The organism is Methyloversatilis universalis EHg5 (assembly GCF_000378945.1).
GTDB classification, from domain to species: Bacteria; Pseudomonadota; Gammaproteobacteria; order Burkholderiales; family Rhodocyclaceae; genus Methyloversatilis; species Methyloversatilis universalis_A.
The window spans coordinates 672,418-698,249 of the sequence record NZ_KB900539.1; the positions used below are offsets into that span (position 1 = coordinate 672,418).

Genomic DNA, 25,832 nt, shown 5'->3' on the forward strand with positions numbered 1-25,832 from the left:
CCTGCATGAGTCCGGCGCCTGAACACGCCCGTTTCGAAGCGCGGATACGCCTTGTATTCCTGCTGGCCGTGCTCATCGTGGCCGGCATCGCATTGACTGCCTGGAATGTGGTGAACGAGGCCAACGTCGCAGCACTGCGACTGGCGTCCGCGCACGAAGTGCTGCACGGACTTGCCCGGACCCGGGCTGAAACGCTGCAGGTGGAACTGAGTACCCAGGGCTTCCGGCTCACCGGCGATCCGGCGCGTCTGGTGGAGCGTGACCGGGCGCTTGCGCGACGTGACGAATCGATGAAGCGGGTGCATGAGCTGCTGGCTGACGACGAAACCCAGATCGCCCGCTGGGCCCGGCTGAAGGAAGTGATCGATCAGCGCATCGCGCTGTCGCGGAAAATCGAGATGCTGCGCAAGACCGAAGGTGAAGCCGCGGCCACGGCCTTCGTCGCCACCGCGCCGCTGAAGCAGACGCGTGAGCGCATCGATGCCCTGCTGGGCGAGATGGACGACGAGCAGCGTCGGCAGCTCCAGCAGCGCACCGCTGCCCAGTTGCGTACGCGTGAGGCGGTGGTGGCTGCCGGCGTCGCGATGTTCATCCTGCTCTGCGCACTGCTCGGCGCCACCTATGCGCTGATCCGGCAGCGGCTGCGCAACAGCGAAGATCACCTGCGCAGCCTGATCAGCCGGGCACCCGCCATCATCGCCCACGTCGATGCGCGTCAGCGCTATGTCTATGCAAATTCCCAGTATGTGGAGCGTTTCGCCCCTGGTCGCAGTGATCTGGCCGGTCTTACCGTGCGAGAGGTGCTGGGCGAAGCACGCTACGCCGTCGTGGCGCCGCTGATCGAGCGCGTACTGCAGGGCGCGCCGCAGGACTATGACTGGGAGCCATTTCCAGGCGAGTGGCAGTTCATCAGTTATCTGCCGCGCTTCGATGAACGGGGCCAGGTGACCGGTTACTACGTGCTGGGCGCCGACATTACCGGCCGTAAGCGGGCGGAGGCGCGGATACGCCAGCTCAATGGCGAACTCGAACAGCGCGTCGCCGAGCTGGAGCGCGTCAGCCGTGCGCTGCGCACGCTGAGCGCAGGCAACCGCGCCATGCTGCGCGCGACCGGCGAGCACGATCTGCTGGACAGCATGTGTCGCGAACTGGTCGATAAGGGCGGCTATCCGATGGCCGCGGTGTGGCTCAGCGATGCCGGCGGGGCGCTGGTGCCGACCGCGCAGTGCGGGCATCCGGGCGGCATGGAGGCGCTGATCCCTGCCTCCGCCGTCGAGGCGGGGCCGGTCCTCGATGCGCTGCATGCAGGAGACCGCATCGCCTGCTTCGATCGGGAAGGCCCGCCGCCGCTCGACGTGCTGGGCGGCGGTCCGGTGATGGCCTGCGCGCTGCAGGCGGGCGGCCTGCTGATCGGCGTGCTGGCGGTGCGCGTGCCGGCGGACGCGGACGACCGTGATGACCGGTCACTGATACGCGAGTCGGCGGACGATCTGGGCTATGGCGTGACCAGCCTGCGCACCCGTGAGCAGATGTACCGGCTCACCCAGTACGACACGCTGACCGGGCTGCCGAACCAGATGCTGTTCGGCGAACTGCTGACCGCGGAACTGGACGACAGCCAGCGGCTGGCGCGGCCGTTCGCGCTGCTGCAGATGAACATCGAGCGGCTGAGCGAAATCAATGACGCGCTCGGCTTCGGCCAGGGCGACGAAATGCTGAAGGAGTTCGGACGGCGGCTGGGCGAGGTGGCGCCGCCGGGCGCCAGCATCGCCCGTCTGCGCGGGGACGAATTCGCGCTGCTGCTGCCGGCCAGCGGGCGCGCGGCCGCGCTGGCGATGGCACAGCGGCTGCGCGCCGTCCTGTCACAGCCCTTCGCACTGGCCGAACTGCCGATCGAGGTGTCCACCCGCATCGGCGTCGCACTGTATCCGGACCACGGCTCGACACCGCACGATCTGTTCAGGCACATGGACATCGCGGTGCGGCACGCGAAGAAGCGCGGCGTAGACTGCATGGTGTTCGACCCGGATCGCTATCAGGTGCCGTCGCACCGGCTGAACATGGCCGGCGAACTGCGGCGCGCGATCGAGGCGGGTGACCTGAGACTGCATCTGCAGCCCAAGGTCGACATGCGCAGCGGTCGCGTCTGCGGCGCCGAGGCGCTGGTGCGCTGGCAGCACCCGCTGCGTGGCCTGATACCGCCGGCCGAATTCATCCCGCTGGCCGAACAGACCGGACTGATACGGCCGCTCACCGAATGGGTGATCGAGCGTGCGCTGCAGCTGAACGCCGGCTGGGAGGCGGCAGGGCGCGCGCTGCCGATCGCGGTGAACCTGTCGGCCCGTTCGCTGCGCGACGAGGATCTGGTGGACCGGATGCGGCAGATGCTGGGCCACTGGTCCACGCGCAGCGGGCTGCTGGAGATCGAAATCACCGAAAGTGCGCTGATGGACGATGCCGAGTTCGCGCTGGGCGTGCTGAACGGCCTGCGTGCGGAAGGCCTGCGCCTCTACATCGACGATTTCGGCACAGGCTATTCGTCGCTGAGCTATCTGCTCAAGCTGCCTGTGAACTGCATCAAGATCGACCAATCCTTCGTGCGCGCGATGACCGGCAGCAGCGAGTCTGCGGTCATCGTGCGGTCCACCGTCGATCTGGCGCACGATCTGGGCCGCAAGGTGGTGGCGGAGGGCGTCGAAACGCGACAGCACTGGGATGCGCTGGCCGCGCTCGGCTGCGACGTGGCCCAGGGCTACCTGATCGCCCGTCCGATGCCGGCCGATCAGTTCCAGGACTGGTTGGAGGGCTTCCGCTGCCCCGAACCACCGGAGGACGATCAGGGCTTCGCCGGCGTCTAGAGACGTCGGCCAGCCGCCCCGCCTCAGCTGCCGCTGATGCGCTCGCTGGCCGCCATCCGGCCGGGCAGGAGCAGGGTGACCGACAGACCGGGCCGCGCATCCGACAGCAGGATGCGGCCACGGTGCAGCATCATCACCGACTGAACCAGGCTCAGGCCCAGCCCCAGGCCGGGCGTGTTGCGCGCGCTGTCCAGCCGGTACAGACGCTCGAACACGCGTTCGCGTTCGGCCGCCGGAATGCCCGGCCCCTGATCGCTCACCTCGATGCGCCAGCCCTCGTCCGCCGGCGTCAGCGCCAGTCGCACATGGCCGCCAGCAGGGCTGTACTTGATCGCGTTGTCGATCAGGTTGAGCAGGGTCTGGAACAGCAGGTCGCGGTGGCCGGTGCAGGGCGCCTGCGGCGGCACCGACAGTTCCAGCGTCAGCCCGCGTTCTTCGGCCAGCGCTTCCATCAGTTCGGCGGCATCGCGCACCAGCCGGACCAGGTCGATATCGGTGAATTCGCTGCGCAGCAGACCGGAATCGACCCGGGCGATGCGCAGCAGCGACTGGAAGGTGGACAGCACCTGATCGATGTCGGCCAGATTGCGCTCCAGCCAGTCCGGCAGTTCGTCGGCGGCCGGCGGGTGGCGCAGCGCCGCCTCCAGCCGCGCGCGGTGGCGGGTGAGCGGCGAACGCAGGTCGTGCGCGATGTTGTCGGTGGCGCCGCGCACGCTGGCGATCAGGCCTTCGATGCGGTCCAGCATGGCGTTCAGGGTCTGCGCGAGGCGGTCGAACTCGTCCTTCAACTCGTTCTTTTCGCGGCCTTCGGCGCCGAGCGGAATGCGGTGCTGCAGGTCGCCATCCATGATCTGCTGCGCCGCCCGCCGTATGGTTTCGACCGGCCGCAGCGCAGCGCGGGTGAGCAGCCAGCCGCCGGCCAGCGACAGCAGCAGCATGATGCCGAAACTGGCGAGTGCGGCATGGCGGATGTCGCTGCGCACCTTTTCCACCTCGTATTCGTCGAAGCCCACCAGCAGCCGGCTGCCGTCCGGCAGGCGCTGCCAGCGCGCGACGATGTCGGTGTGGCCGGCATGGCGCAGGCTGGGCAGGCGCAGCGGTTCGCCCTCGCGCCCGGCTTCGGCCGGCCAGTGATCCAGATTGCCGACCAGCGCGCGGCCCTGCGCGTCTTCCAGCCGGTACAGCCGGTCGTGGTCGGGCGAGCGCATGTCCAGCCGCTGGCCGATCAGGCCGGTGATGCCGCGCACGCCATCGACCCGGTATTCGGCGGCCAGGATGTCCAGTTCCGCCTCCACGCTTTCTTCGACGTGGCCCAGCATGTACTGGCCGGCCAGCCAGCTCACCAGCACCAGCAGCAGCGCGAAGCCGCTGGCCAGCAGCGCGGCGTTGGCCAGCGTGAGCCGGGCGGCGGTGCCGAGTTTCATGCGTCTGCCTCGGCCAGTGCGCGGCGCCGGCCGTCGATCAGTGCGCGGGCGATGCCGGGCAGTGTGATGCCCAGTTGCGCCTCGAGCGCGCGGGCGCGCTGCGCCAGTTTCATTTCCGACAGTCTGAAGGCGTTGCCGCGGGCGGCGAACACGATGCGGTTGTCGCCGTCGCCGGTATCGACCACGCTGACCGAACGGGCGAAGCTGGCGGCTACGCGTTCGACCCAGGCACTGTTCAGCGCGTCGTCGGCATACATGTTGATGGCCAGCACGCCGCCGTCGCGCAGCGCGGCGTGGCAGTCGTCGTAGAAGCGCTGCGTGGTAAGCGCCGCCGGCATGCCGCCGATGTCAAAGCCATCCACCCACAGCAGGTCGAAGGCGCGGTCGTGCGTGGCCACCCACCCGGCACCGTCGGCGCAGAGAACGGTGAGCCGTTCGTCGTCCGGCGGAATGTGGAAGCGATCGCGCAGCGCGATCACCGCCGGCGATATTTCGGCCACCGCCATGTGCGCTCCGGGCAGGTGGCGGTGACAGGCCTTGACCAGCGAGCCGCCGCCCAGACCGACCATGCCGATCTGCCGGGGTTCGGGCACGAACAGCAGCGAAGCCAGCATCAGGCGCGAATATTCGAGCACCAGCCGCTCGGGCGCAGCCCCGTCCATCGTGCTCTGTACCGCCAGTTCGCTGAAGGCCAGCGTGAGCTGGCCGTCCTGTTCGACCAGATAGGGCTGGCCGGCATCGACCGCGTCGCGTTCGCTCATGACGGCGTGCGCAGGCAGTAGCCGCTGCCGCGCAGCGTGTGGATCAGCGGCGCCCACGGCGCGCGGTCCACCTTGGCGCGCAGCCGGGAAATATGGACGTCGATCACATTGGTCTGGGGATCGAAGTGGTAGTCCCACACGCCTTCCAGCAGCATGGTGCGGGTGACCAGCTGGTTGGCGTGGCGCATCAGGAATTCGAGTACCCGGTATTCCTGCGGCTTGAGTGGAATGTCCTCGCCGGCACGCTTCACCTGATGGGTCATGCGGTCCAGTTCGAGGTCGGCCACCCGCAGCACCGATTCGGCTGCTGGCATCAGGCCGCGCCGGGTGATCACCTCCAGCCGCGCCTGCAGTTCGGACATCGCGAAGGGCTTGACCAGATAGTCGTCGCCGCCGGCGCGCAGGCCGCGTATGCGTTCATCGACATGGGACAGCGCGCTCAGGATGAGCACCGGCACCCGCGAGCCGGTGGCGCGCAGCGCGGCCAGCATGGCCAGCCCGTCCATCTGCGGCATCAGCCGGTCGAGCACGATGGCGTCGTACTGTTCGCCGGTGGCCAGAAACAGGCCTTCGCGGCCGTTCGGCGCGTGGTCGACCACATGGCCGGCCTCGCGCAGGCCACGGCAGATGAAGCCGGCGATTTCGTTGTCGTCCTCGACCACCAGGATGCGCATGGTTGTTCCGTCGATGTCAGTCGGTGCCGGCGAGGCGGTGCAGCAGCGCCATGCCGATATGGCCGCCGAGGTACAGGTAGAGCAGCGGTGCGGCCAGTTCGTGCAGATCGCCGATGCGGTGCGCGGTGTCGCTGGCTGCGCCCACCCACCAGATGGCGGCGCCGGTGGCGCAGAACCAGCCGATCAGGGCCAGCCCCAGCACCTGCACCGTTCGCGCCAGCGTCTGCGTGGCAGCGGCCGGTGGCACGCGCATCGCAGTCAGGCCACCCAGCACGAGGCGGAATTGTGCCAGCACCGTGTTCAGGCCGGCGCGGCCGGCACCGCGTCGCTGCCACAGGCCGGCGGCCACCGCCAGGGCGGCCAGACCGGCGATCAGGCCGCCCCATTCGTGCAGTTCGAACATGAGCCGGCCGGCGGCGTCGCCTTCGCGCCAGGGCTTGCTCATCCATTCAGGGCTGAAGGTCTGGAACACGACCGCCAGCGCGAGCAGGCCGTGCGTCAGCCGGCGCGGCAGGCTCCAGCGGCTGTCGTCGATGTCTGCGGTATCGCCATGCATGAGAGGTCTCCGTAGGTGTCGGCCCGTTCGCGGGCTGGGCATGATGACATTCAGCCTGCACCCCGACAGTTTGCTGCAAGCTGTCCACAGCATGAATCATCGTTCATGTTGCGTTCACCCGCCGGCAAGGCCCCGCACCGCACACTGCGCTGTCTTCAAACGATGCCCCTCCCATGGTCCGATCTTTCATCCTCAGCGTGCTGCTGACGGCCGCGCTGCCGGCCGCGGCCCAGCTCGCGGCGTCGCACGCCGACGAGCACGAGCAGCCGGTGGTGCGCGATCCGGCGCTGACGCTGTCCGCCGCGCTGGACGGTGCGCTGGCCCGGGCGCCGGGCGGTGCGTTGCCGCAGGCCCGCCTGAACGAATCCCGGGTGCTGGCCGAGCGCGCCGACAGCCTGCTGTCCGCGCCGCCGGCGGTGCAGATGCGTTACCAGACCGACCGCCTGCCCGGTCGCGGCGGCGGCCTGCGTGAACTGGAAGCCGGACTGGAGTTGCCGCTGTGGCGCGGCGGCCAGCGCGACGCGCTGCGCCGCGAGGCGGACGCGAGCCGGCTGCAGTCGGAAGAGGAACAGCGCAGCTACCGCTGGCGGGTGGCCGGCGAACTGCGCGAGAACCTGTGGCGGGTGCTGGCCGCTGAAGCCGAGGTGACGCTGGCCGATGCTGACGTCGACCTTTACCGCGCGCTGGAAGAGGACGTGGCAAAGCGGGTGCGCGGTGGCGACGCCGCGCCGTTCGAGAAGCTGTCGGCCGAAACCGCACGCCGCGAACGCGATGCACTGCTGTACGAGGCGCAGGTGGAACTGGCGCACAGCCTGTTCGGCTGGACCGCGCTGACCGGCCTGAAGGTGCTGCCGGCGGTGGCGCTCGAACGGCCGGCCGACAGCGTGCCCGAAGGGCTGTCGGACGAGGCGCCTTCTGCCTACCCGCCGGTGCTGATCGCCCGCGCGGCGGTCGAGCGGGTGCGCCGTGCGCTGGGCAGCGTGCAGGCCCAGGGCAGCGGTGTGCCGCGGGTGCTGATCGGCGTGCGCTCGGAAAGCGCCACCGACACGCCGACCACCGACAGCGTGGGTGCCACGCTGTCCATTCCTTTCGGCGGCGAAGCCCACCGCGCCGCGGCGCAGTCGCCGCTGCATCTCGATCTGGCGCGCGCCGAAGACGAACTGGCCTGGGCGCAGCGCAACGCCACGCTCGCGCTGCACGAAGCCGGGCACGAACTGCATGCGCGCGAACAGGCGCGCCGCCTCGCCTTCGAACAGAAGTCGGTGGCCGAGCGCGAGGTCGAACTGGCCCGCCGCGCCTACCGCATCGGTGAAACGTCGCTGGCCGAGCGCCTGCTGGTCGAGGCGCGCGCAGCCAGCGCACGCCGCGCCGCCGCGCTGGCCGACATCGCCTGGTCGCGCGCCATCGCGCGCTACAACCACAGCCTGGGAATCCTGCCGTGAAGCTCCGTACCGCCCTTCTTTCCATTCTTCTGTGCGCGGCGCTGCCGCTGCAGGCCGCAGACATCGCCCTCGACGCCACCCAGATCCAGCGCCTCGGCATTCGCGACGCGCAGCCGCAGGCAGCCAAGGACGCGCGGGCCGCCGCCTGGTCGGCCCGGGTGGTGGCCTCGCCCGATGCCGAATGGGTGGTGACCGCACCGTCCGGTGGCGTGGTTGTCCGGGTGCCGGTGGTCGAGGGCCAGCAGGTGGCCGCAGGCACCGTGCTGGCCGAACTGCGCAGCGCTGCGCTGCCGGAAATGGGCGCTTCGCTCGCGCAGGCGAAGGCGGCGGCCGACCTGGCGCGCAATCACCGCGACCGCGACCGCGCGCTGCATGCCGAAGGCCTGATCGCCGAACGCCGGCTGCGCGAATCGGAAGCCGCCGCGCTGCAGGCCGAGGCGGCGCTGGGCGCAGCCCAGTCGCGGCTCCGGCTGCTGGGCGTGTCGGCCGGCGACGCATCGGCCGGCCGGGTGCAGGTGCGTGCGCAGGCGGCGGCCACGGTGCTCGAACGGATGGCGCTGCCGGGCCAGCGGCTCAACGAAGCCGACCCGCTGCTGCGTCTGGCCGACGCACGCAAGCTCATGCTGGAACTGAATCTGCCGGTGCTGCAGGCGGAAACCGTGCGCGAAGGCGACCTGCTGGCGCTCGACGGACAGGACGCCAAGGCCCGCGTGACGCAGATCGGCTGGGGCGCGTCGGACGCTACCCAGACCGTGCGCATCCGCGCCGAACTGCCTGCCGGCAAGGCCGGGCTGCGTCCGGGCCAGTGGGTGAAGGCGCGCCGCAGCGTGGCGGCCGGCAATGCGTGGGCGGTGCCGGCGTCGGCGCTCAGCCATCACGGCGGCCGCAACTGGGTGTTCGCGCGCACCGCCAGCGGCTATCGCGCGGTCGAGGTGACCGTGCTGGCGCAGGACGCCACGGTGGCCACGGTCAGCGGCGCGCTGGACGCCGCCGCACCGGTGGCGGTGGGCGGCGTGGCGGCGCTGAAGGCGGTGTGGCTCGGTCACGGAGGCGAATGATGCTCGACGCCCTGACCCGCAGCGCGCTCGCGCGACCGTTGCTCACCGTGCTGGCCGCGCTGCTGCTGATCGCCGGCGGCCTGCACGCGGCGATGAATCTGCCGATCGACGCCTTTCCCGACGTGTCGGCGCCGCAGGTGAAGATCATCGTCAAGCTGCCGGGCATGACGCCGGAAGAGATGGAGGCGCGCGTCACCACGCCGATCGAGCTCGAAATGCTGGGCCTGCCCAAACAGACCATGCTGCGCTCGACCAGCAAGTACGGGCTGTCGGACATCACCATCGATTTCGAGGACGGCACCGACATCTACTGGGCACGCAACCAGGTGAGCGAGCGGCTGAACGGCATCATGGGCGACCTGCCGCCCGGCCTGACCGGCGGTCTGGCGCCGATCACGACGCCGCTGGGCGAAATGTTCATGTTCACGGTCGAAGGCGATCTGCCGCTGGTCGAGCGGCGCGCGCTGCTCGACTGGGTGATCCGCCCGGCGCTGCGCACCGTGCGCGGCGTGGCTGACGTGAATGTGCTGGGCGGCGAGGCGGCCGCCTACGAGGTGGTGCCGGACGCCGCCCGCATGGCCGCCACCGGCATCACGCTGGACGAGTTGCGCTCGACGCTGGAGCGCTTCAACCGCAACGACGGCGCCGGCCGCATCACCGAGGGCGACGAAACCCTGCTGGTGCGGGTGCAGGGCCGGCTCACCTCGCTCGACGACATCGGCCGGCTGGTGGTGCACGCGACGCCGGTGGCCCAGATCCGGGTGGCGGACGTGGCCGACGTGAAGCTTGGCGCGCTCACCCGCATGGGCGGCGTTACCCACAATGGCCGCGGCGAAACGGTGCAGGGTCTGGTGCTCGGCCTGCGCGGCGCCGATGCGCAGCAGGTGGTGGCCGGCGTGCGCGCGCGGCTGGAAGAGGTGAAAGCCAGCTTGCCGGCCGGTGTCACCATCGAGCCCTTCTATGACCGCGGCGAACTGGTGGCCAGTGCGGTCGGCACCGTGTCCAAGGCGCTGATCGAGGCGGTGGTGCTGGTGCTGGTGCTGCTCTTCCTCTTCCTCGGCAATCTGCGGGCGGCGATCGCGGTGGCGGTCATCCTGCCGCTGGCCGCGCTGTGGACCTTCCTGCTGATGCGTCAGGCCGGGCTGTCGGCCAATCTGATGAGTCTGGGCGGCCTGTCGATCGCCATCGGCCTGCTGGTCGATGCGGCAGTGGTGGTGGTCGAGAACGTGGTGGCGCATCTGCACGACCGCTCGGCGGAAGGCCGGTCGCGCCACGACGTGGTGCTGGAGGCGGTGCGCGAGGTGGCGGTGCCGACCACCGCCGGCATCGTCATCATCGCGCTGGTGTTCGTGCCGCTGCTCAGCCTGCAGGGGCTGGAAGGCAAGCTGTTCGGCCCGGTGGCGCTCACCATCGTGTTCGCGCTGGCCGGCTCGCTGCTGCTGTCGCTCACCGTCATTCCGCTGCTGGCCCGCCTGCTGCTGCGCGCCGACAGCCATGCCGACCCCTGGCTGCCGCGCACGCTGGCCCGGCTCTATGTGCCGCTGCTGCAGAAGGCGCTGGCCGCACCGCGCGTTGTCGGCGGCATTGCCGCCGCGCTGGGCGTAGTGGCGGTGGTGCTCTACATCGGACTGGGCAAGACCTTCATGCCGACGATGGACGAAGGCAGCCTCATCGTGCAGCTGGAAAAGCTGCCATCCATCGGTCTGGAGGCTTCGCTGGACATCGACACCCGCTTCCAGCGCGCGCTGAAAGAGGCGGTGCCGGAGGCGCAGCAGATCGTGGCGCGCGCCGGCTCCGACGAGATCGGTCTCGACCCGATGGGGCTGAACCAGACCGACACCTTCGTCAGCCTGCCGCCGGGCGTGGACAAGCCGGCCATCACCGAGCGCATCCGCACCCTGCTGAAGGAATTTCCGGGCGTGGCCTATGCCTTTACCCAGCCGATCGAAATGCGGGTGTCGGAAATGATTCTCGGCGTGCGCGGCGATCTGGCGATCCGCATCTTCGGCCCGGATCTCGAAGTGCTCAACCGCAAGGCGGAGGAAGTTGCCGAGGTGCTGCGTGGCACGCCGGGCGCGGAGGACGTGTTCTTCGTGCGCAACGAGGGGGTGCAGTACCTGCGTGTGCTGCCGGACACCGACGCGCTGGCCCGTGCCGGGCTGGACATCGACGCGCTGGCGGCGGCACTGCGGGCGCAGATCGAGGGCGAGCGGGTGGGGCTGATCCAGCAGCAGGAGCGGCGCATTCCGCTCATCGTGCGCTCGACCGGCCGCGCCGGTGCGACCGACGAACTGGCGCAGCTGCCGGTGGCGCTGCCCGGCGGTGGCCGCATCGCGCTCGGCCAGCTGGCCCGCTTCGAGCGGGTGGACGGGCCGGTGCAGATCAACCGCCAGCTGGGCAGCCGCAATATGGTGGTGATCGCCAACGTCGGTGGCCGTGACCTGGTCGGTTTCGTCGAGGACGCCCGTGCGCGGGTGGCGCAGAAGGTGGAACTGCCTCAGGGCTACCGCCTGACCTGGGGCGGCGAATTCGAGAACCAGCAGCGTGCCGCACAGCGGCTGGCGCTGGTGGTGCCGATTGCGCTGGTGCTCATCTTCCTCATCCTGTTCAGCACCTTCAATTCGCTGCGTCAGGCCACGCTGGTGATGGCCAACGTACCGTTCGCGATGATAGGCGGCGTGTTCGCGCTGGCGCTGTCCGGCGAATACCTGTCGGTGCCGGCTTCGGTCGGCTTCATCGCGCTGCTGGGCATCGCGGTGCTCAATGGCGTGGTGCTGGTGAGCTATTTCAACCAGTTGCGCGCGGCCGGCATGTCGATGCTGGATGCCGTGGTGCAGGGCGCCCAGCGCCGGCTGCGGCCGGTGCTGCTGACCGCATCGATGGCGGCCCTGGGCCTGGTGCCGCTGCTGTTCGCCAGCGGGCCGGGTTCGGAAATCCAGCGGCCGCTGGCCATTGTGGTGATCGGCGGACTGGTGTCTTGCACCGCGTTAACACTGGTGCTGCTGCCCATCCTGTACAAACGCTTCGGCGAACCTTCCGCTGCTGCCTGATCCTGTCCGATGCCCACATCCGCCACGCCGTCCTCCCGTTCAACCCTGCCCTGGCTGACCGTCGCCGCGCTCGCCGCACTGCTCATCTGGACGCTGCTGCGTGCCGGCCTGTGGCTGGCTGCCGGCGCCAGCCACGCCGGCCATGTGTTCGTGCGCGGACTGTGGTTCGATCTGGCCACGCTGGCCTGGGTGCTGTCGCCAATGCTGCTGCTGTCGGCGCTGCTGCCGGCCCGCCTGCGGGGCAGCACCGCATTCGGCCGGCTGCGCTGGGTTGCGCTCGGCGGCGTGATCGCGCTGCTGCTGTTCGGCGCGCTGTCGGAGGCGGTGTTCTGGGAGGAGTTCTCGACCCGCTTCAACTTCATCGCGGTGGACTATCTGGTCTATACGCAGGAAGTGATCGGCAACATCCTGGAGTCCTATCCGGTCGGTCGGCTGCTGGGCGGCATCGCGCTGCTGGCGGGCGCGCTCTGCTGGGGCGTGAGCCGCATCGTGCGCTTTGCAGACGCGCCGCGCAGCGGCCGCGCACGCCTGGCGATGCTGGCGGCAGCGCTGCTGCTGCCGCTGGCGGCCGACCGGCTGGCCGAAATCGAACAGATGGAAGGCAGCGGCGACGCGCTGGCGGACGAAGTGGCGGGCAATGGCCTGTTCACCTTCGCCGCCGCGATGCGGCGCAACGAGCTGGATTACGGCCGCTGGTACGCCACGCTGCCGCAGGAGGAGGCGGACGACATCCTGGCCGGACTGCATGTCGAGCGCCTGCCGCTGACAGCGGACGATAGGCCGAGCGCGATGGACGACGAACCGGGCGATGTCGTGCCCTTCTCGCGCCGTCCGCGCAATGTGGTGCTGGTGACGATAGAAAGCCTGTCGGCGGAATACGTCGGCGCCTATGGCGCGAAGGAGGGCCTGACGCCTGAACTGGACCGCCTGGCCGCCGAAGGCCTGCGCTTCGCCAATGTGTACGCCACCGGTACCCGCACCGTGCGCGGGCTGGAGGCGCTGTCGCTGGGCACGCCGCCGGTCCCCGGCCAGGCCATCGTGCGGCGCACCCACAACAACCATCTGTCCACCGTGGGGGAAATCCTCGCGCCGCAGGGCGTGGTGCCCATGTTCATCTACGGCGGCTATGGCTACTTCGACAACATGAACAGCTATTTCCGGGGCAACGACTACCTGATCGTGGACCGGACCGACTTTCCGAAGGACAGCATCGCATTCGAGAACGTCTGGGGCGTGGCCGACGAGTCGCTGTACGCCAACGCGCTGGCGGCGATGAACGAGAAGGCGGCGGCCGGCAAGCCCTTCTTCGCCCAGCTCATGACCACGTCGAACCACCGGCCCTACACCTATCCGGACGGCCGCATCGACATTCCGTCACCGGGCGGCCGGCACGGTGCGGTGAAGTACACCGACTGGGCGATCGGCCAGTTCATCCGCGACGCGAAGAAGCAGCCCTGGTTCGACGACACGCTGTTCGTGTTCGTCGCCGACCACTGCGCGTCGGTCGCAGGCAAGACCCGTCTGCCAGTGGCGAAGTACCGCATTCCGCTGGTGTTCTACGCGCCGGCGCTGCTGAAGCCGGGCGTCTACACCGACCGGGTGAGCCAGATCGATCTGGCGCCCACGCTGCTGGAGGTGATGAAAAAGCGCGGCGATGACCACTTCTTCGGCCGCTCCTTCTTCGAGGACACGCCGTCGCTGGACCGCGCCTTCATTTCGAACTACCAGGATCTGGGCTATCTGCGCGGCGACCTGCTGACCGTGCTGTCGCCGCGGCGCGTGGTGAAGGCCTGGCGCATCGATCCGCAGACGCTGGAATCGACGCCGGCCGAGCCCGACCCGACGCGAGTGAAGGAGGCGATCGCCTACTACCAGACCGCGGCGATGGCGTTCAAGCAGGGGCGCTTGCAGATGGGCAGCGCCGCTGTGGCGACACAATGAAAAAGGCGGCCCGCAGGCCGCCTTTTTCTTGCCGGTCCGGCGCCCGCCGGATCAGTTCTCGAGCAGGCTGCGCAGCATCCACGCGTTCTTTTCGTGGATCTGCATGCGTTGGGTCAGCAGGTCAGCGGTCGGCTCGTCGTGCGCTTCGTCCACCACCGGGAAAATGCTGCGCGCGGTGCGCACCACGGTTTCCTGGCCGGCCACCAGCTGGCGGATCATGTCGCTGGCCGAGGGCACGCCGTCCGGTTCCTTGATCGAGGTGAGTTTCGCGTAGGCCGAATAGGTGCCGGGCGCCGGATAGCCCAGCGCGCGGATGCGCTCGGCCACCAGATCGACCGCCAGCGCCAGTTCGGTGTACTGCCCCTCGAACATCAGGTGCAGCGTGTTGAACATCGGGCCGGTCACGTTCCAGTGGAAGTTGTGCGTGGTCAGGTACAGCGTGTAGGTGTCGGCCAGCAGGCGCGACAGGCCGTCGGCGATGGCGCGACGCTGGTCTTCGGGAATGCCGATGTTGATCGTGCTCATGTCTTCGCTCCCTTCGTTGTACGGACATCGGTGTGAGTGCCGGACGCCGTGCCCGGTTCCGCAGGCGGCTGTCCCGGAGCGCGGCTGGCGATCAGCGCGCCCAGTCGTTCGAAGCACACCTGGCGTGCGTTCGAACTGCGCGCCACCAGAGCGATGGTACGGCGCGGGCGCGGTTCGGCAAAGCGGTGCGCGACCAGTTTCATCGACCCCAGCAGCCCCGACGCCAGCGTCATTTCCGGCAGCAGCGCCATGCCCAGGCCGCTGTCCACCATTTGCGCCAGCGTGAACAGGCTGGTGGCTTCCATGCCGGTGCTGCGCGGCTCGTCCAGCCGGCAGCCACCCAGCGTGTGGCCGCGCAGGCAGTGCCCTTCTTCCAGCAGCAGCAGCGCCTCCGGATCGAGCTTGCCGATGTCGCGCGGCATGTCGGCTTCGCGGCCGGCTGGCGCCACCAGCAGCAGTTCTTCGTCGAACAGCGGCTGCACCTGCAGCTTGCCGGTGTCGTAAGGCAGGGCGATCAGCGCGAAGTCGATCTGGCCGGCATTCAGGCGGTTCAGCAGATGCGCGGTGAGATCTTCGCGCAGCGCGATCCGCAGTTCCGGATACTGCTCGCGCACCGACGGCAGTACCGAGGGCAGCAGGAAGGGCGCGATGGTCGGGATGACGCCCAGGCGCAGCAGGCCGCTCATCGGCCGGTCGGCGTTGCCCGCCCATTCGGCCAGGTCTTCCGCTTCGGCCAGCAGCCGGCGGGCGCGTGCCACGACCTCGATGCCGACCGGCGTCATCATGACCGAATGCCGTTCGCGTTCGACCAGTCGCGTGCCGAGCGTGGTTTCCAGTTCCTTGATGCCGGACGACAGCGTGGACTGGGTGACGAAGCAGGACTCCGCCGCCTGGGTGAAATTGAGCTTGTCGGATACCGCGACCAGATAGCGCAGCTGGCGCAGTGAGGGCAGGGCATTGACCATAATGCGCTCCTTTGATCGAAAAAATCGATTTACAGGATCATTTTAATCCATTGGACCGTTTTTCGGCCGGTGGCCAGAATGCGTTCCATCGATGCGCGACACACGGTTTCAGCCGCGCATCAGAAGATTTTTCCGACACCTCAACGAAAGGAGCTTCACATGAGCCTGAATAACCGCGAAGGCCAGCGCGTGCCGAACGTCACTTTCCGCGTCCGTGAAAACAACGAGTGGACGAATGTCACCACCGACGAACTGTTCAAGGGCAAGACCGTGGTGGTGTTCTCGCTGCCCGGCGCCTTCACGCCGACTTGCTCGTCCACCCACCTGCCGCGCTACAACGAGCTGGCACCGGCCTTCTTCGCCAACGGCGTCGACGCCATCCTGTGCGTGTCGGTCAATGACACTTTCGTGATGAACGAGTGGGCCAAAGACCAGGAAGTCGACAATGTGACCCTGGTTCCCGACGGCAATGGCGCATTCACCGAAGGTATGGGCATGCTGGTCGACAAGGCCGATCTGGGCTTCGGCAAGCGTAGCTGGCGCTACTCGATGCTGGTGAAGGATGGCGTGGTGAACAAGATGTTCATCGAGCCGCAGGAACCGGGTGACCCGTTCAAGGTGTCGGATGCGGACACGATGCTGAACTTCATCAACCCGGATGCGAAGAAGCCGGACCAGGTGGCCATCCTGACCCGCGAAGGCTGCCCGTTCTGCGCCAAGGCCAAGGCACTGCTGGCTGAGCGTGGCTACCGCTACGCCGAGATCAATCTGCCGCACACCGATCGCTCGCGTGCCCTGGGCGCCATTGCCAGCGCGAAGACGGTGCCCCAGGTGTTCGTCAATGGCGAACGGATTGGCGGTTGGGAAGATCTGGAACAGTGGATCGCCGCGAAGTAAGCGCCTGATCCAGCGTACGGCGGCTCCGGCCGCCGTGCGATCAGGCGTGCGCACCGCAGGGTGCGCAGACCTGATCGTTCATCGAATGAAGGGGAGCACGCAATGAAGGAAATGATCGTGGATGTGGCGGTGATCGGCGCCGGTACTGCCGGCCTCGCCGCCTACCGTGCCGCCATTGCCGGCGGCAAGTCGGCCGTCATCATCGAAGGCGGCCCCTACGGCACCACCTGCGCCCGCGTCGGCTGCATGCCGAGCAAGCTGCTGATCGCGGCCGCCGAGGCTGCGCACGCGACCGAAAAGTGGGACGCCTTCGGCATCCGGCTGGAAGGCAGCGTACGCATCGACGGTGCGGCGGTGATGGCGCGCGTGCGCAGCGAACGGGATCGCTTCGTCGGTTTCGTGGTGGGCGGCGTCGACGGCATTCCGGCCGAGCACAAGCTGCGCGGCTACGCGTCCTTCCTCGACGATCACAGCCTGCAGGTGGATGGCCATACCGTGGTCACCTTCGGCCGCGCGGTCATCGCCACCGGTTCGTCGCCGGCCGTTCCGCCGATGCTGAAGGCAGCCGGCAAGCGGCTCATCGTGAACGACGATGTGTTCGACTGGACCGATCTGCCGGAATCGGTGGCGGTGTTCGGTCCGGGCGTGATCGGCCTTGAACTGGGGCAGGCGCTGCACCGGCTGGGTGTGCGGGTCGAGGTGTTCGGTCGCGGTCATTTCGTCGGACCGTTTTCCGATCCGGCGCTCAAGACCTACGCGACCCGTGCCTTCTCTGCCGAGTTTCCGCTGCACGCCGATGCGCGGGTCGTGTCGATCGAAGAAGATCCGGACGGCGTGACCATCTTGCGCGAACAGGCGGGCGAAGGCGTGGTGAGTACGCACTTTCAGTGGGTGATTGCCGCGACCGGCCGCACGCCCAATGTGAAGAACCTCGGGCTGGAGAACACGACGGTGAAGCGGGCCGATAACGGGGTGCCTGAATTCGACCGCACGACAATGCAGTGCGGCGGCAGCCACATCTTCATCGCCGGCGACGCGAACAACGATCTGCCCCTGCTGCACGAGGCGGCGGACGAAGGCCGGATCGCCGGCGAGAACGCGGTGCGTTTCCCGGATGTCCAGCCAGGTCTGCGTCGCGAGCCGATCGCGGTGGTGTTCTCCGACCCGCAGCTGGCGACCGTGGGCAGGCGTTTCGCCGACCTCGCGCCGGACAGCTTCGTCACCGGCGAGGTGTCGTTCGAGGACCAGGGGCGTTCGCGGGTCATGCTCCGCAACAAGGGGCTGCTGCACGTGTATGCGGAGAGGGGCAGCGGTCGCCTGCTGGGCTGCGAAATGATGGGGCCGGATGTCGAGCATCTCGCGCACCTGCTGGCCTGGGCCATGCAGTCCGGCATGACGGTGCAGCGCGCGCTCGAAATGCCCTTTTACCACCCGGTGGTGGAAGAAGGCCTGCGCACCGCACTGCGCGACGCGGCGGCGAAGCTGGCGGCCGCCTGAGCCGGTGACCCGTCCGGCCGGTCAGGACGACCGGCCGGACGGGCGCTAGAATACCGGCCTCGATGCCCTTGCCGCTGTGCAGGGGTGCAGCCGGTATTCGCTCGTGTCCGCACCAGATTCCCTCGTTTCCCGCAGCCTCGCCGCCGTCTGGCATCCGTGCTCCCAGATGCAGTGGCATGCCGACCAGTCGCTGCCGCTGCTCGCGGTGAGCCGCGCGCAGGGCGCGTGGCTGTACGGCCCGGACGGCCAGCGCTACCTCGATGGCATCAGTTCGTGGTGGACCAATCTGTTCGGCCACAGTCATCCGCACATCGTGCAGGCGCTGCGCGACCAGCTCGACACGCTGGACCACGTGATGCTCGCGGGCTTCACGCACGAGCCGGTGGTCGCGCTGTCGGAGCGCCTGTCGGCGCTCACCGGCGGCCGTCTCGGTCACGCCTTCTATGCCTCGGATGGCGCATCGGCCACCGAAATCGCGCTGAAGATGTCGCTGCACTACTGGCGCAACTGCGGGCAGACCGGCAAGAACGAATTCATCTGTTTCGCCGGCAGCTATCACGGCGAAACCGTGGGCGCGCTGGCGGTCACCGACGTGGCGCTGTTCCGCGACGCCTACGCACCCATGGTGCGCGGGGCGCATGTGCTGCCCAGCCCGGCCGGAGAGAACCCGCAGCAGGCGCTGGCCGACCTCGCCGCGTTTCTCGACGCCCACCACGCGCGCATCGCTGCCCTCATCGTCGAGCCGCGGGTGCAGTGCGCCGGCGGCTTTGCCATGCACGACGCGCGCTGGCTGGCCGAGGTGCGCGCGCTGTGCGACCGCCACCGGGTGCATCTGATCGCGGACGAGATCGCAGTGGGCTGCGGCCGCACCGGCACCTTCTTCGCCTGCGAACAGTCGCTGGACGCCGATGGCGAGGGCTGGCCGGATTTCATCTGCCTGTCGAAAGGCATCACCGGCGGCACGCTGCCGCTGTCGCTGGTGCTGAGCCGGCCTGACATCTACACCGCCTTCCTCGACGACACGATGGCGCGCGGCTTCCTGCATTCGCATTCCTACACCGGCAATCCGCTGGCCTGTCGTGCCGCGCTCGCAACGCTGGAACTGTTCGATGCGCTGGACATCCTGGCGCGCAACCGCGTCTGGGGCGATCACTTCACCGATGCGCTGGCGCCGCTGGCCGCGCACGCGTCGGTCAGCCGCTTCCGCCGTGCCGGCATGATCTGGGCAGCCGACATCGACACGCCGCACGCCGATTTCAGCCGTCGCTACTACCGCGCCGCGCTGGCGCGCGAAGTGCTGCTGCGGCCGATCGGCAACACGCTCTACTTCATGCCGCCCTACATCCTCGACCCGGATCAGACCTCGGTGCTGGCCGAGCGCGCGCTGGCCGCACTGGACGCAGCACTGGCATGAGCGCGCTGGATTTCCGTGCCCGCCTGGCGGCGCTGGCCGAACAGGATCTGCTGCGCACGCGCGCGGTGCTGGACGCCCCCTGCGGACCGCACGCCGAGGTGGATGGCCGACGCCTGCTGTCGTTTGCCGGCAACGATTACCTTGGCCTGGCCGCTCATCCGGAGGTGGTCGAGGCACTGCGCGAGGGCGCGGCCCGCTGGGGCGCCGGCGCCGGTGCGTCGCATCTGGTGAGCGGGCATCAGCGGCCGCATGAAGAACTGGAACAGGCTTTCGCCCGCTTCACCGGCCTGCCGCGCGCGCTGTTCTTCTCGACCGGCTACATGGCCAATCTCGCGGTGATCCCGGCGCTGGCCGGCCGCGGCGACACCGTGATCGCGGACCGTCTGAATCACGCCTCGCTGGTGGATGCCGCGCTGCTGTCGCGCGCCACCGTGCGTCGCGTGCCGCATGGCGATCTCAACGCCTTCGAACGCGCGCTGGCATCCGCCGACGGCCGCAAGGTGGTGGTGGTCGACGGCGTGTTCAGCATGGACGGCGACATCGCGCCGCTGCCCGGACTGCTGGCGCTGTGCGAGCGTCATGACGCGCTGCTGGTGGTGGATGACGCGCACGGCTTTGGCGTGCTGGGCGCGCAGGGACGCGGCGTGCTGTCTCACTTCGGACTCGCGTCGCCACGCATCGTGTATATCGGCACGCTGGGCAAGGCGGCCGGCGTGGCCGGCGCCTTCGTCGCGGGCGACGGCGACGCCATCGAATGGCTGATGCAGACCGGCCGCAGCTACCGCTACACCACGGCCGCACCGCCGGCGCTGGCCTGTGCGCTGCAGGCTAGCCTGCGTCTGATCGAGGCGGGCGACGCGCTGCGTGCCCGGCTGGCGAGCCACCGCGCGACGCTGGCCGCTGCCGCCTCCACGTTGCGCTGGCCGCTGCTGCCGTCGGACACCGCCATCCAGCCGGTCGTGGTGGGCGGCAACGCCGAAGTGCTGGCGCTGTCGGCGGCGCTGCGACAGCGCGGCCTGTGGATGCCGGCCATCCGTCCGCCCACCGTGCCCGCCGGCAGCGCGCGCCTGCGCATTTCGCTCAGTGCGGCTCACTCCGAGGCTGACCTGGATGCGCTGTGTTCCGCGCTGCAGGAGGCGTCGGATGACTGAGGCGCTGCGTGTGCGACGGCTCGGCGAGCGCGGGCCGGTGGTGGCCCTGATCCATGGCTGGGGCTGGGACAGCCGCGTGCTCGCACCGCTGGCCGAAGCGCTGTCCGCCCACGCGCAGGTGGTGCTGCCGGATCTTCCGGGCTATGGCTTGAACCGCGACCGCCGCTGTGCGGATTTCGATGCCTGCGTCGATCTGCTGGCCTCCACCGTGCCGGATGCGGACAGCTTGGTCGGTTGGTCGCTGGGCGGGCTGCTGGCGATCGCCTGGGCCGCGAGAGCGCCGGTGCGCAGGCTGGCGCTGGTGGGCGCTTCGCCGCGCTTCATGCAGGCCGCGGACTGGCCGCTGGGCATGGCGGAAGAACGTTTCCATGCCTTTGCCGACGGCGTGCGTGAGGACGCGCGGAAAACCCGCACCCGCTTTGCCGCGCTGGCGGCGCTGGGCGACAGCGATGCGCGGAGCGTGCGTGCGACACTGGCTGCCTGGGTCGATGACCTGCCGCCGACCGACGACGCGCTGGTCGCGTCGCTGGACTGGCTCAGCCAGCGCGACGAGCGGGCTGCGCTGAACCAGCTTGAATGCCCGGTTGCGCTGCTGCATGGCGAACAGGATCAGGTGATCGCGGCCGGCGCCGCGCGCGCTGCCGCCGAGCAGGCCGGCGCGGCATGGATGCCGGTGCCCGGCGCCGCCCATCTGCCCTGGAGGCCGGAGGCGGCCGACCGCCTTGCGCGCTGGCTGGTCGGCGGGCGCGATGGGGGCGTGGCATGAGCGACCGTGCTTCGCTGGGCGACGCCGGTGTGCGCGTCGCCTTTTCACGCGCGGCGTCGCGGTACGCCGGTGCGGCCGCCCTGCAGCGCCGGGTGTGCGACGGTCTGCTCGAACGCCTGCCGTCCGGACAGCGGATCACGCGGGCGCTCGATCTCGGGTGCGGCACCGGTTTCGCGAATGCAGGCCTGCAGGCGCGCTGCGCGCCGTCCGGACTGATCGCGGCGGATTTTTCCATCGGCATGCTGGCGGCCCATCAGGCGGGCATGGGTGTGCCCCGCGTGTGCGCCGATGCGCATCGCCTTCCGTTCGCAGACGGCTGTTTTGATCTGGTGTTCTCCAGCCTGATGCTGCAGTGGTGTGCACTCGACGTGGCGTTGCCCGAATGTCGTCGTGTACTGGCTCGCGGCGGCAGACTGGCATTCAGCACCGTACTGACCGGTACCCTGGGTGAGATCGATCAGGCCTTCCACGGACTGGATGCGCACCGGCACGTGATCGCCTTTCCGTCCGCCGGCGATCTGGAAGCCGCCCTGATCGGCGCGGGCCTGCGCATCGAGCGGATGCAGATGAGCACCGAAACCGAGCATTTCGCCGATGCGCGCGCCTTGCTGCAGTCTAATCGAGACATCGGTGCATCCCGGGTGCCGGAGGGCGGGCGGCGCGCGGTGCTGGGGCGTACCGCCTTGCAGACGGTGCTCGCGCGACTTGAAGCGATGCGCACGCCTGACGGCCTGCCGCTGAGCTACCGGCTTGCGTGGGTGATCGCGACCGCTGCAGAGTAACTGGAGAACGATGTGACTGAAGCACGCGTGCATTTCGTCGCCGGCACGGATACCGGCATAGGCAAGACACTGGTGTCGTGCGCGCTGCTGCACGCCCTGCGCGCGCAGGGCATCGCGGCAGTCGGCATGAAGCCGGTCGCTTCCGGTGCCGAACGGCATGCCGACGGACGCCTGCACAACGAGGACGCCGACGCGCTGGCGCAGGCAAGCGGCATGGCGCAGCCGAGCGCGCTGACCAATCCCTATCTGTTCGAACGCCCTCTGGCCCCGCACGTCGCAGCCGAACGCGAAGGGCGATCCATTGCGCGTGATGTCGTGCTGGATGCGCTGTCCCAGCTGCGCCGGCAGGCGGCGCACGTGGTGGTGGAAGGTGTTGGCGGCTTCGTCGTCCCGCTGGGCGATGACTGGACGACCGCCGATCTCGCCATCGATATCGGCGCGCCTGTAGTGCTGGTGGTTGGACTGCGGCTTGGGTGCATCAGTCACGCACTGCTGACCGCCGAGGCGATCCGGAGCCGCGGACTGACGCTGGCCGGATGGGTCGCGAATTGCCAGCCCGATGGCATGCTGGAACAGGATGCGACGATTTTTGCGTTGAAAGTTCGCCTCAACGCGCCATTTCTTGGCATAATTCCGCGGCTGTCGGGAGCCGACGCGCAAACTGCGTCTCGACTCCTCGACATCCAGCCGTTGCTGACAGTCTCTTGATGAATTTTTTGTTGAGGGGTTTGACAGCACAGGAAACCCTCACCATAATCGCGGGTTTCGCTGGTCGCCGGAGGGGTTCCCGAGCGGTCAAAGGGATCAGACTGTAAATCTGACGGCTCTGCCTTCGAAGGTTCGAATCCTTCCCCCTCCACCACTCCCAGTTGAGTGGTTGTGAAGACGGCGAAATGCGGTGGCAAAAGATGTAATGCATCGCGAGCGCCTGGCGCGGCGGTGCAGTGGTAGGGAGTGGTTTGGCGGGAGTAGTTCAATGGTAGAACCTTAGCCTTCCAAGCTAATGACGCGGGTTCGATTCCCGTCTCCCGCTCCACGGTCCGGGCGTGTGTCCGGGCAAAAAAGCAGTTTCAGTGCCCATGTAGCTCAGTGGCAGAGCACTCCCTTGGTAAGGGAGAGGTCGGCAGTTCAATCCTGCCCATGGGCACCACCAATTCATTGCGTGCGGCATCCTGGTGACGAGCAAGGGTGTCAGCAGATCTCTATCAAGCAACCAGGGTGATCGAAAATGGCAAAGGGAAAGTTTGAGCGCACCAAGCCGCACGTGAACGTGGGCACGATTGGTCACGTTGACCATGGCAAGACGACGCTGACGGCGGCGATCACGACGATTCTGTCGTCGAAGTTCGGTGGTGAGGCGAAGGCCTACGATCAGATTGATGCGGCGCCGGAAGAGAAGGCGCGTGGTATCACGATCAACACCGCGCACGTTGAGTACGAGACGGCCACCCGCCACTACGCTCACGTTGATTGCCCGGGTCACGCTGACTACGTGAAGAACATGATTACCGGTGCTGCGCAGATGGACGGCGCGATTCTGGTGTGTTCGGCTGCTGACGGCCCGATGCCGCAGACCCGCGAGCACATCCTGCTGGCCCGTCAGGTTGGCGTGCCGTACATCGTGGTGTTCCTGAACAAGTGCGACATGGTCGACGACGCCGAGCTGCTCGAACTGGTCGAAATGGAAGTGCGCGAACTGCTGTCGAAGTACGACTTCCCGGGTGATGACGTGCCCATCGTCAAGGGCTCGGCTCTGAAGGCGCTGGAAGGTGACAAGACCGACCTGGGCGAAAGGCGCGATCCTGGCGCTGGCCGATGCGCTGGACAGCTACATCCCGACGCCGGAGCGCGCGGTGGATGGGGCCTTCCTGATGCCGATCGAAGACGTGTTCTCGATCTCGGGTCGTGGCACCGTGGTGACCGGCCGTATCGAACGCGGCATCGTGAAGGTTGGTGAAGAAATCGAAATCGTCGGTATCAAGCCGACGGTGAAGACCACCTGCACCGGCGTGGAAATGTTCCGCAAGCTGCTGGATCAGGGCCAGGCAGGTGACAACGTGGGCGTGCTGCTGCGCGGCACCAAGCGTGAAGACGTTGAGCGTGGTCAGGTGCTGGCCAAGCCGGGTTCGATCAAGCCGCACACCCACTTCACGGCCGAGATCTACGTGCTGTCGAAGGATGAAGGTGGTCGTCACACCCCGTTCTTCAACGGTTATCGCCCGCAGTTCTACTTCCGCACGACGGACGTGACTGGCGCGATCGATCTGCCGGAAGGCACCGAGATGGTGATGCCGGGTGACAACGTTTCGATCACGGTGAAGCTGATCGCCCCGATCGCGATGGAAGAAGGTCTGCGCTTCGCGATCCGCGAAGGTGGTCGCACCGTCGGCGCCGGCGTGGTTGCCAAGATCGTCGAGTAAGTTGCCGTACCCCGGGTTGCGTGAGCAGCCCGGTTCGTGTTTTGCAGGGGCATAGCTCAATTGGCAGAGCGTCGGTCTCCAAAACCGAAGGTTGGGGGTTCGATTCCCTCTGCCCCTGCCACTCCGGTGGCCTAGCCGGGTAATTTTGCGGAGTGCGTGCGCACTTCCGGATATTCATGACCGACCAGCTGAAGTTTGCGCTGGCCATTGCTCTGCTTGTGGCGGGCGTGGCCGGCTTTTACGTTCTTTCCGACCAGATCATGGTGGTTCGCGTCCTGTCCGTGGTCGCGGGTCTGGCGGCGGGCGTTGCGGTTGCTTGGTACACCGAGCCCGGTCGCCGCTTCATCGTTTTTGCGAACGAGTCGGTGGCTGAGGCGAAGAAGGTGGCTTGGCCGAGTCGCAAGGAAACCTTGCAGACGACCGCCATTGTGTTCGGTTTCGTCGTGGTGATGGCGGTGTTCCTGTGGGTCACCGACAAGAGCCTCGAGTGGGTGTTGTACGACCTCATCCTGGGCTGGAAGAAATCATGAGCAAGCGTTGGTACGTTGTTCACGCCTACTCCGGCTTCGAGAAGTCGGTTCAGCGTGCGCTGACCGAGCGCATTGCGCGCTCGGGCATGCAGGACAAGTTCGGCCAGATCCTGGTGCCGGTCGAGGAAGTGATCGAAATGCGTGGTGGCCAAAAGGCCGTGTCCGAGCGCAAGTTCTTTCCGGGCTATGTGCTGGTCGAGATGGACATGGACGAGGACAGCTGGCACCTCGTCAAGAGCACGCCGAAAGTGACCGGATTTGTCGGCGGTTCCGCCAACAAGCCGACGCCGATTTCCGAGAAGGAAGTCGACAAGATCATGCAGCAGATGCAGGAAGGGGTGGAGAAGCCCCGTCCGAAGGTGCTGTTCGAGGTGGGTGAGCTGGTGCGGGTCAAGGAAGGCCCCTTCACCGACTTCAATGGTTCGGTCGAAAGCGTCAATTACGAAAAGAGTCGCCTGCATGTGTCGGTGACCATTTTCGGTCGAGCAACACCGGTCGAACTCGAGTTTTCCCAGGTCGAGAAGGTCTGATCTGAAGAATTTGGCGGCGCCTCTGGCGCTGTCTGGTGCGCGGTACCGCCTCGGGTGGTACCGCGCGATTGCTTTCCGGCGCCGCGGCGCCGGATGAGGAGTGATCCGGCCTCTTTCTCGGGGTGCGGTCACGCTATCACTCGCAACTGGAGTCATCATGGCGAAGAAAATCGTCGGCTACGTGAAGCTGCAAGTGCCGGCCGGCAAGGCGAATCCGTCGCCCCCGATCGGCCCCGCGCTCGGTCAGCGCGGCCTGAACATCATGGAGTTCTGCAAGGCGTTCAACGCGCAGACCCAGGGCATGGAACCGGGTCTTCCGATCCCGGTGGTGATCACCGCCTACGCGGACAAGTCCTTCACCTTCGTGATGAAGTCGCCCCCGGCGACCATCCTGATCAAGAAGGCTGCTGGCATCACCAAGGGTTCGCCGAAGCCGCACACCGACAAGGTGGGTAAGGTCACCCGCGCCCAGCTTGAAGAAATCGCGAAGGTGAAGAACAAGGATCTGACCGCTGCCGATCTGGATGCCGCTGTGCGCACGATCGCCGGTTCTGCCCGCAGCATGGGCATCACGGTGGAGGGCCTGTAATC

At 67.9% G+C, this 25,832-nt stretch carries 21 protein-coding genes, 4 tRNA genes and 1 pseudogene; 20 read left to right on the forward strand and 6 right to left on the reverse strand.

Annotated features, from left to right (window positions below; genetic code table 11):
* The first annotated feature begins 5 nt into the window (after window positions 1-5).
* The gene (locus METUNV2_RS0103085; protein ID WP_018228055.1) at window positions 6-2,858 is read left to right on the forward strand and encodes an EAL domain-containing protein; all 2,853 of its coding nucleotides are present in this window, start codon (window positions 6-8) and stop codon (window positions 2,856-2,858) included.
* 23 nt (window positions 2,859-2,881) lie between these two features.
* Here METUNV2_RS0103085 and METUNV2_RS0103090 read toward each other — a convergent pair whose 3' ends face one another.
* The 4 genes from METUNV2_RS0103090 to METUNV2_RS0103105 are packed head-to-tail and all read right to left on the reverse strand — an operon-like array spanning window position 2,882 to window position 6,273.
* Window positions 2,882-4,282 carry a sensor histidine kinase gene (locus METUNV2_RS0103090; protein WP_018228056.1) on the reverse strand — a complete coding sequence of 467 codons (1,401 nt, stop codon included), beginning with the start codon at window positions 4,280-4,282 and terminating at the stop codon, window positions 2,882-2,884.
* The gene (locus tag METUNV2_RS0103095) at window positions 4,279-5,043 is read right to left on the reverse strand and encodes a fused MFS/spermidine synthase (protein WP_018228057.1); all 765 of its coding nucleotides are present in this window, start codon (window positions 5,041-5,043) and stop codon (window positions 4,279-4,281) included. The genes METUNV2_RS0103090 and METUNV2_RS0103095 overlap by 4 nt, the downstream gene beginning before the upstream one ends.
* Window positions 5,040-5,717 (reverse strand): response regulator transcription factor, encoded by a 678-nt coding sequence (locus METUNV2_RS0103100; RefSeq protein WP_018228058.1) that lies wholly within the window; start codon window positions 5,715-5,717, stop codon window positions 5,040-5,042. Before METUNV2_RS0103100 ends, METUNV2_RS0103095 begins: the two co-directional genes overlap by 4 nt.
* Window positions 5,718-5,733: 16 nt before the next feature.
* On the reverse strand, window positions 5,734-6,273 hold the full coding sequence (locus tag METUNV2_RS0103105; protein ID WP_018228059.1) for a cytochrome b/b6 domain-containing protein: 540 nt from the start codon (window positions 6,271-6,273) through the stop codon (window positions 5,734-5,736).
* A gap of 173 nt (window positions 6,274-6,446) precedes the next feature.
* Between METUNV2_RS0103105 and METUNV2_RS0103110 the strand changes: the two genes are divergently transcribed.
* Genes METUNV2_RS0103110 through METUNV2_RS0103125 form a run of 4 tightly spaced genes read left to right on the forward strand, consistent with a single transcriptional unit; the run spans window position 6,447 to window position 13,764 of the window.
* Window positions 6,447-7,715: a TolC family protein gene (locus tag METUNV2_RS0103110; RefSeq protein WP_018228060.1), complete on the forward strand. Its 1,269-nt coding sequence runs from the start codon at window positions 6,447-6,449 to the stop codon at window positions 7,713-7,715.
* On the forward strand, window positions 7,712-8,773 hold the full coding sequence (locus tag METUNV2_RS0103115; protein WP_018228061.1) for an efflux RND transporter periplasmic adaptor subunit: 1,062 nt from the start codon (window positions 7,712-7,714) through the stop codon (window positions 8,771-8,773). The genes METUNV2_RS0103110 and METUNV2_RS0103115 overlap by 4 nt, the downstream gene beginning before the upstream one ends.
* Window positions 8,773-11,823 (forward strand): efflux RND transporter permease subunit, encoded by a 3,051-nt coding sequence (locus METUNV2_RS0103120; protein WP_018228062.1) that lies wholly within the window; start codon window positions 8,773-8,775, stop codon window positions 11,821-11,823. The genes METUNV2_RS0103115 and METUNV2_RS0103120 overlap by 1 nt, the downstream gene beginning before the upstream one ends.
* Window positions 11,824-11,832: 9 nt before the next feature.
* Complete coding sequence (locus METUNV2_RS0103125; RefSeq protein WP_018228063.1) at window positions 11,833-13,764, forward strand: LTA synthase family protein; 1,932 nt, start codon at window positions 11,833-11,835, stop codon at window positions 13,762-13,764.
* A gap of 51 nt (window positions 13,765-13,815) precedes the next feature.
* Here METUNV2_RS0103125 and METUNV2_RS0103130 read toward each other — a convergent pair whose 3' ends face one another.
* A complete protein-coding gene (locus tag METUNV2_RS0103130) occupies window positions 13,816-14,289 on the reverse strand; it encodes a Dps family protein (protein ID WP_008061674.1) in 474 nt (157 codons plus the stop codon).
* On the reverse strand, window positions 14,286-15,254 hold the full coding sequence (locus tag METUNV2_RS0103135) for a hydrogen peroxide-inducible genes activator (RefSeq protein WP_018228064.1): 969 nt from the start codon (window positions 15,252-15,254) through the stop codon (window positions 14,286-14,288). The genes METUNV2_RS0103130 and METUNV2_RS0103135 overlap by 4 nt, the downstream gene beginning before the upstream one ends.
* Window positions 15,255-15,413: 159 nt before the next feature.
* Here METUNV2_RS0103135 and METUNV2_RS0103140 point away from each other — a divergent pair, with 159 nt between their 5' ends.
* The 15 genes and pseudogenes from METUNV2_RS0103140 to rplK all read left to right on the forward strand — a co-directional run bounded on the left by METUNV2_RS0103140 (window position 15,414) and on the right by rplK (window position 25,830).
* Window positions 15,414-16,151: a glutathione peroxidase gene (locus tag METUNV2_RS0103140; protein WP_018228065.1), complete on the forward strand. Its 738-nt coding sequence runs from the start codon at window positions 15,414-15,416 to the stop codon at window positions 16,149-16,151.
* 102 nt (window positions 16,152-16,253) lie between these two features.
* The gene (locus METUNV2_RS0103145; protein ID WP_018228066.1) at window positions 16,254-17,648 is read left to right on the forward strand and encodes a dihydrolipoyl dehydrogenase; all 1,395 of its coding nucleotides are present in this window, start codon (window positions 16,254-16,256) and stop codon (window positions 17,646-17,648) included.
* A gap of 103 nt (window positions 17,649-17,751) precedes the next feature.
* Window positions 17,752-19,062, forward strand: a complete 1,311-nt coding sequence (locus tag METUNV2_RS0103150; RefSeq protein ID WP_081618503.1) for an adenosylmethionine--8-amino-7-oxononanoate transaminase — start codon at window positions 17,752-17,754, stop codon at window positions 19,060-19,062.
* Window positions 19,059-20,213, forward strand: a complete 1,155-nt coding sequence (gene bioF / locus METUNV2_RS0103155; RefSeq protein WP_018228068.1) for an 8-amino-7-oxononanoate synthase — start codon at window positions 19,059-19,061, stop codon at window positions 20,211-20,213. The genes METUNV2_RS0103150 and bioF overlap by 4 nt, the downstream gene beginning before the upstream one ends.
* Window positions 20,206-20,979 carry an alpha/beta fold hydrolase gene (locus tag METUNV2_RS0103160; RefSeq protein ID WP_018228069.1) on the forward strand — a complete coding sequence of 258 codons (774 nt, stop codon included), beginning with the start codon at window positions 20,206-20,208 and terminating at the stop codon, window positions 20,977-20,979. The genes bioF and METUNV2_RS0103160 overlap by 8 nt, the downstream gene beginning before the upstream one ends.
* The gene (locus tag METUNV2_RS0103165) at window positions 20,976-21,761 is read left to right on the forward strand and encodes a methyltransferase domain-containing protein (RefSeq protein ID WP_018228070.1); all 786 of its coding nucleotides are present in this window, start codon (window positions 20,976-20,978) and stop codon (window positions 21,759-21,761) included. The genes METUNV2_RS0103160 and METUNV2_RS0103165 overlap by 4 nt, the downstream gene beginning before the upstream one ends.
* A gap of 27 nt (window positions 21,762-21,788) precedes the next feature.
* Window positions 21,789-22,469, forward strand: a complete 681-nt coding sequence (gene bioD / locus METUNV2_RS0103170; RefSeq protein ID WP_018228071.1) for a dethiobiotin synthase — start codon at window positions 21,789-21,791, stop codon at window positions 22,467-22,469.
* 69 nt (window positions 22,470-22,538) lie between these two features.
* Window positions 22,539-22,623, forward strand: a tRNA-Tyr gene (locus METUNV2_RS0103175).
* A 100-nt stretch (window positions 22,624-22,723) separates the two neighbouring features.
* A tRNA-Gly gene (locus tag METUNV2_RS0103180) sits at window positions 22,724-22,797 on the forward strand.
* A 39-nt stretch (window positions 22,798-22,836) separates the two neighbouring features.
* A tRNA-Thr gene (locus METUNV2_RS0103185) sits at window positions 22,837-22,911 on the forward strand.
* 78 nt (window positions 22,912-22,989) lie between these two features.
* A pseudogene (tuf, locus tag METUNV2_RS18845) lies at window positions 22,990-24,181 on the forward strand (elongation factor Tu).
* 45 nt (window positions 24,182-24,226) lie between these two features.
* Window positions 24,227-24,302: transfer RNA gene (locus METUNV2_RS0103195), tRNA-Trp, on the forward strand.
* A 55-nt stretch (window positions 24,303-24,357) separates the two neighbouring features.
* Complete coding sequence (secE, locus tag METUNV2_RS0103200) at window positions 24,358-24,711, forward strand: preprotein translocase subunit SecE (protein ID WP_008061692.1); 354 nt, start codon at window positions 24,358-24,360, stop codon at window positions 24,709-24,711.
* A complete protein-coding gene (gene nusG, locus METUNV2_RS0103205) occupies window positions 24,708-25,241 on the forward strand; it encodes a transcription termination/antitermination protein NusG (RefSeq protein WP_008061693.1) in 534 nt (177 codons plus the stop codon). The genes secE and nusG overlap by 4 nt, the downstream gene beginning before the upstream one ends.
* Before the next feature lie 157 nt (window positions 25,242-25,398).
* A complete protein-coding gene (gene rplK, locus METUNV2_RS0103210) occupies window positions 25,399-25,830 on the forward strand; it encodes a 50S ribosomal protein L11 (RefSeq protein ID WP_018228072.1) in 432 nt (143 codons plus the stop codon).
* The last annotated feature ends 2 nt before the right edge of the window (window positions 25,831-25,832 follow it).

Excerpts from the sequence above, each read along its gene's own strand:
- METUNV2_RS0103130 (WP_008061674.1), bottom strand. The coding sequence starts at position 14,289 with ATGAGCACGATCAACATCGGCATTCCCGAAGACCAGCGTCGCGCCATC.
- METUNV2_RS0103095 (WP_018228057.1), bottom strand. The coding sequence starts at position 5,043 with ATGAGCGAACGCGACGCGGTCGATGCCGGCCAGCCCTATCTGGTCGAA.
- METUNV2_RS0103105 (WP_018228059.1), bottom strand. The coding sequence starts at position 6,273 with ATGCATGGCGATACCGCAGACATCGACGACAGCCGCTGGAGCCTGCCG.
- METUNV2_RS0103125 (WP_018228063.1), top strand. The coding sequence starts at position 11,833 with ATGCCCACATCCGCCACGCCGTCCTCCCGTTCAACCCTGCCCTGGCTG.
- METUNV2_RS0103085 (WP_018228055.1), top strand. The coding sequence starts at position 6 with ATGAGTCCGGCGCCTGAACACGCCCGTTTCGAAGCGCGGATACGCCTT.
- METUNV2_RS0103145 (WP_018228066.1), top strand. The coding sequence starts at position 16,254 with ATGAAGGAAATGATCGTGGATGTGGCGGTGATCGGCGCCGGTACTGCC.
- METUNV2_RS0103165 (WP_018228070.1), top strand. The coding sequence starts at position 20,976 with ATGAGCGACCGTGCTTCGCTGGGCGACGCCGGTGTGCGCGTCGCCTTT.
- METUNV2_RS0103120 (WP_018228062.1), top strand. The coding sequence starts at position 8,773 with ATGCTCGACGCCCTGACCCGCAGCGCGCTCGCGCGACCGTTGCTCACC.
- METUNV2_RS0103090 (WP_018228056.1), bottom strand. The coding sequence starts at position 4,282 with ATGAAACTCGGCACCGCCGCCCGGCTCACGCTGGCCAACGCCGCGCTG.
- METUNV2_RS0103110 (WP_018228060.1), top strand. The coding sequence starts at position 6,447 with ATGGTCCGATCTTTCATCCTCAGCGTGCTGCTGACGGCCGCGCTGCCG.
- METUNV2_RS0103135 (WP_018228064.1), bottom strand. The coding sequence starts at position 15,254 with ATGGTCAATGCCCTGCCCTCACTGCGCCAGCTGCGCTATCTGGTCGCG.
- nusG (WP_008061693.1), top strand. The coding sequence starts at position 24,708 with ATGAGCAAGCGTTGGTACGTTGTTCACGCCTACTCCGGCTTCGAGAAG.
- secE (WP_008061692.1), top strand. The coding sequence starts at position 24,358 with ATGACCGACCAGCTGAAGTTTGCGCTGGCCATTGCTCTGCTTGTGGCG.
- METUNV2_RS0103100 (WP_018228058.1), bottom strand. The coding sequence starts at position 5,717 with ATGCGCATCCTGGTGGTCGAGGACGACAACGAAATCGCCGGCTTCATC.
- rplK (WP_018228072.1), top strand. The coding sequence starts at position 25,399 with ATGGCGAAGAAAATCGTCGGCTACGTGAAGCTGCAAGTGCCGGCCGGC.
- bioF (WP_018228068.1), top strand. The coding sequence starts at position 19,059 with ATGAGCGCGCTGGATTTCCGTGCCCGCCTGGCGGCGCTGGCCGAACAG.
- METUNV2_RS0103140 (WP_018228065.1), top strand. The coding sequence starts at position 15,414 with ATGAGCCTGAATAACCGCGAAGGCCAGCGCGTGCCGAACGTCACTTTC.
- METUNV2_RS0103160 (WP_018228069.1), top strand. The coding sequence starts at position 20,206 with ATGACTGAGGCGCTGCGTGTGCGACGGCTCGGCGAGCGCGGGCCGGTG.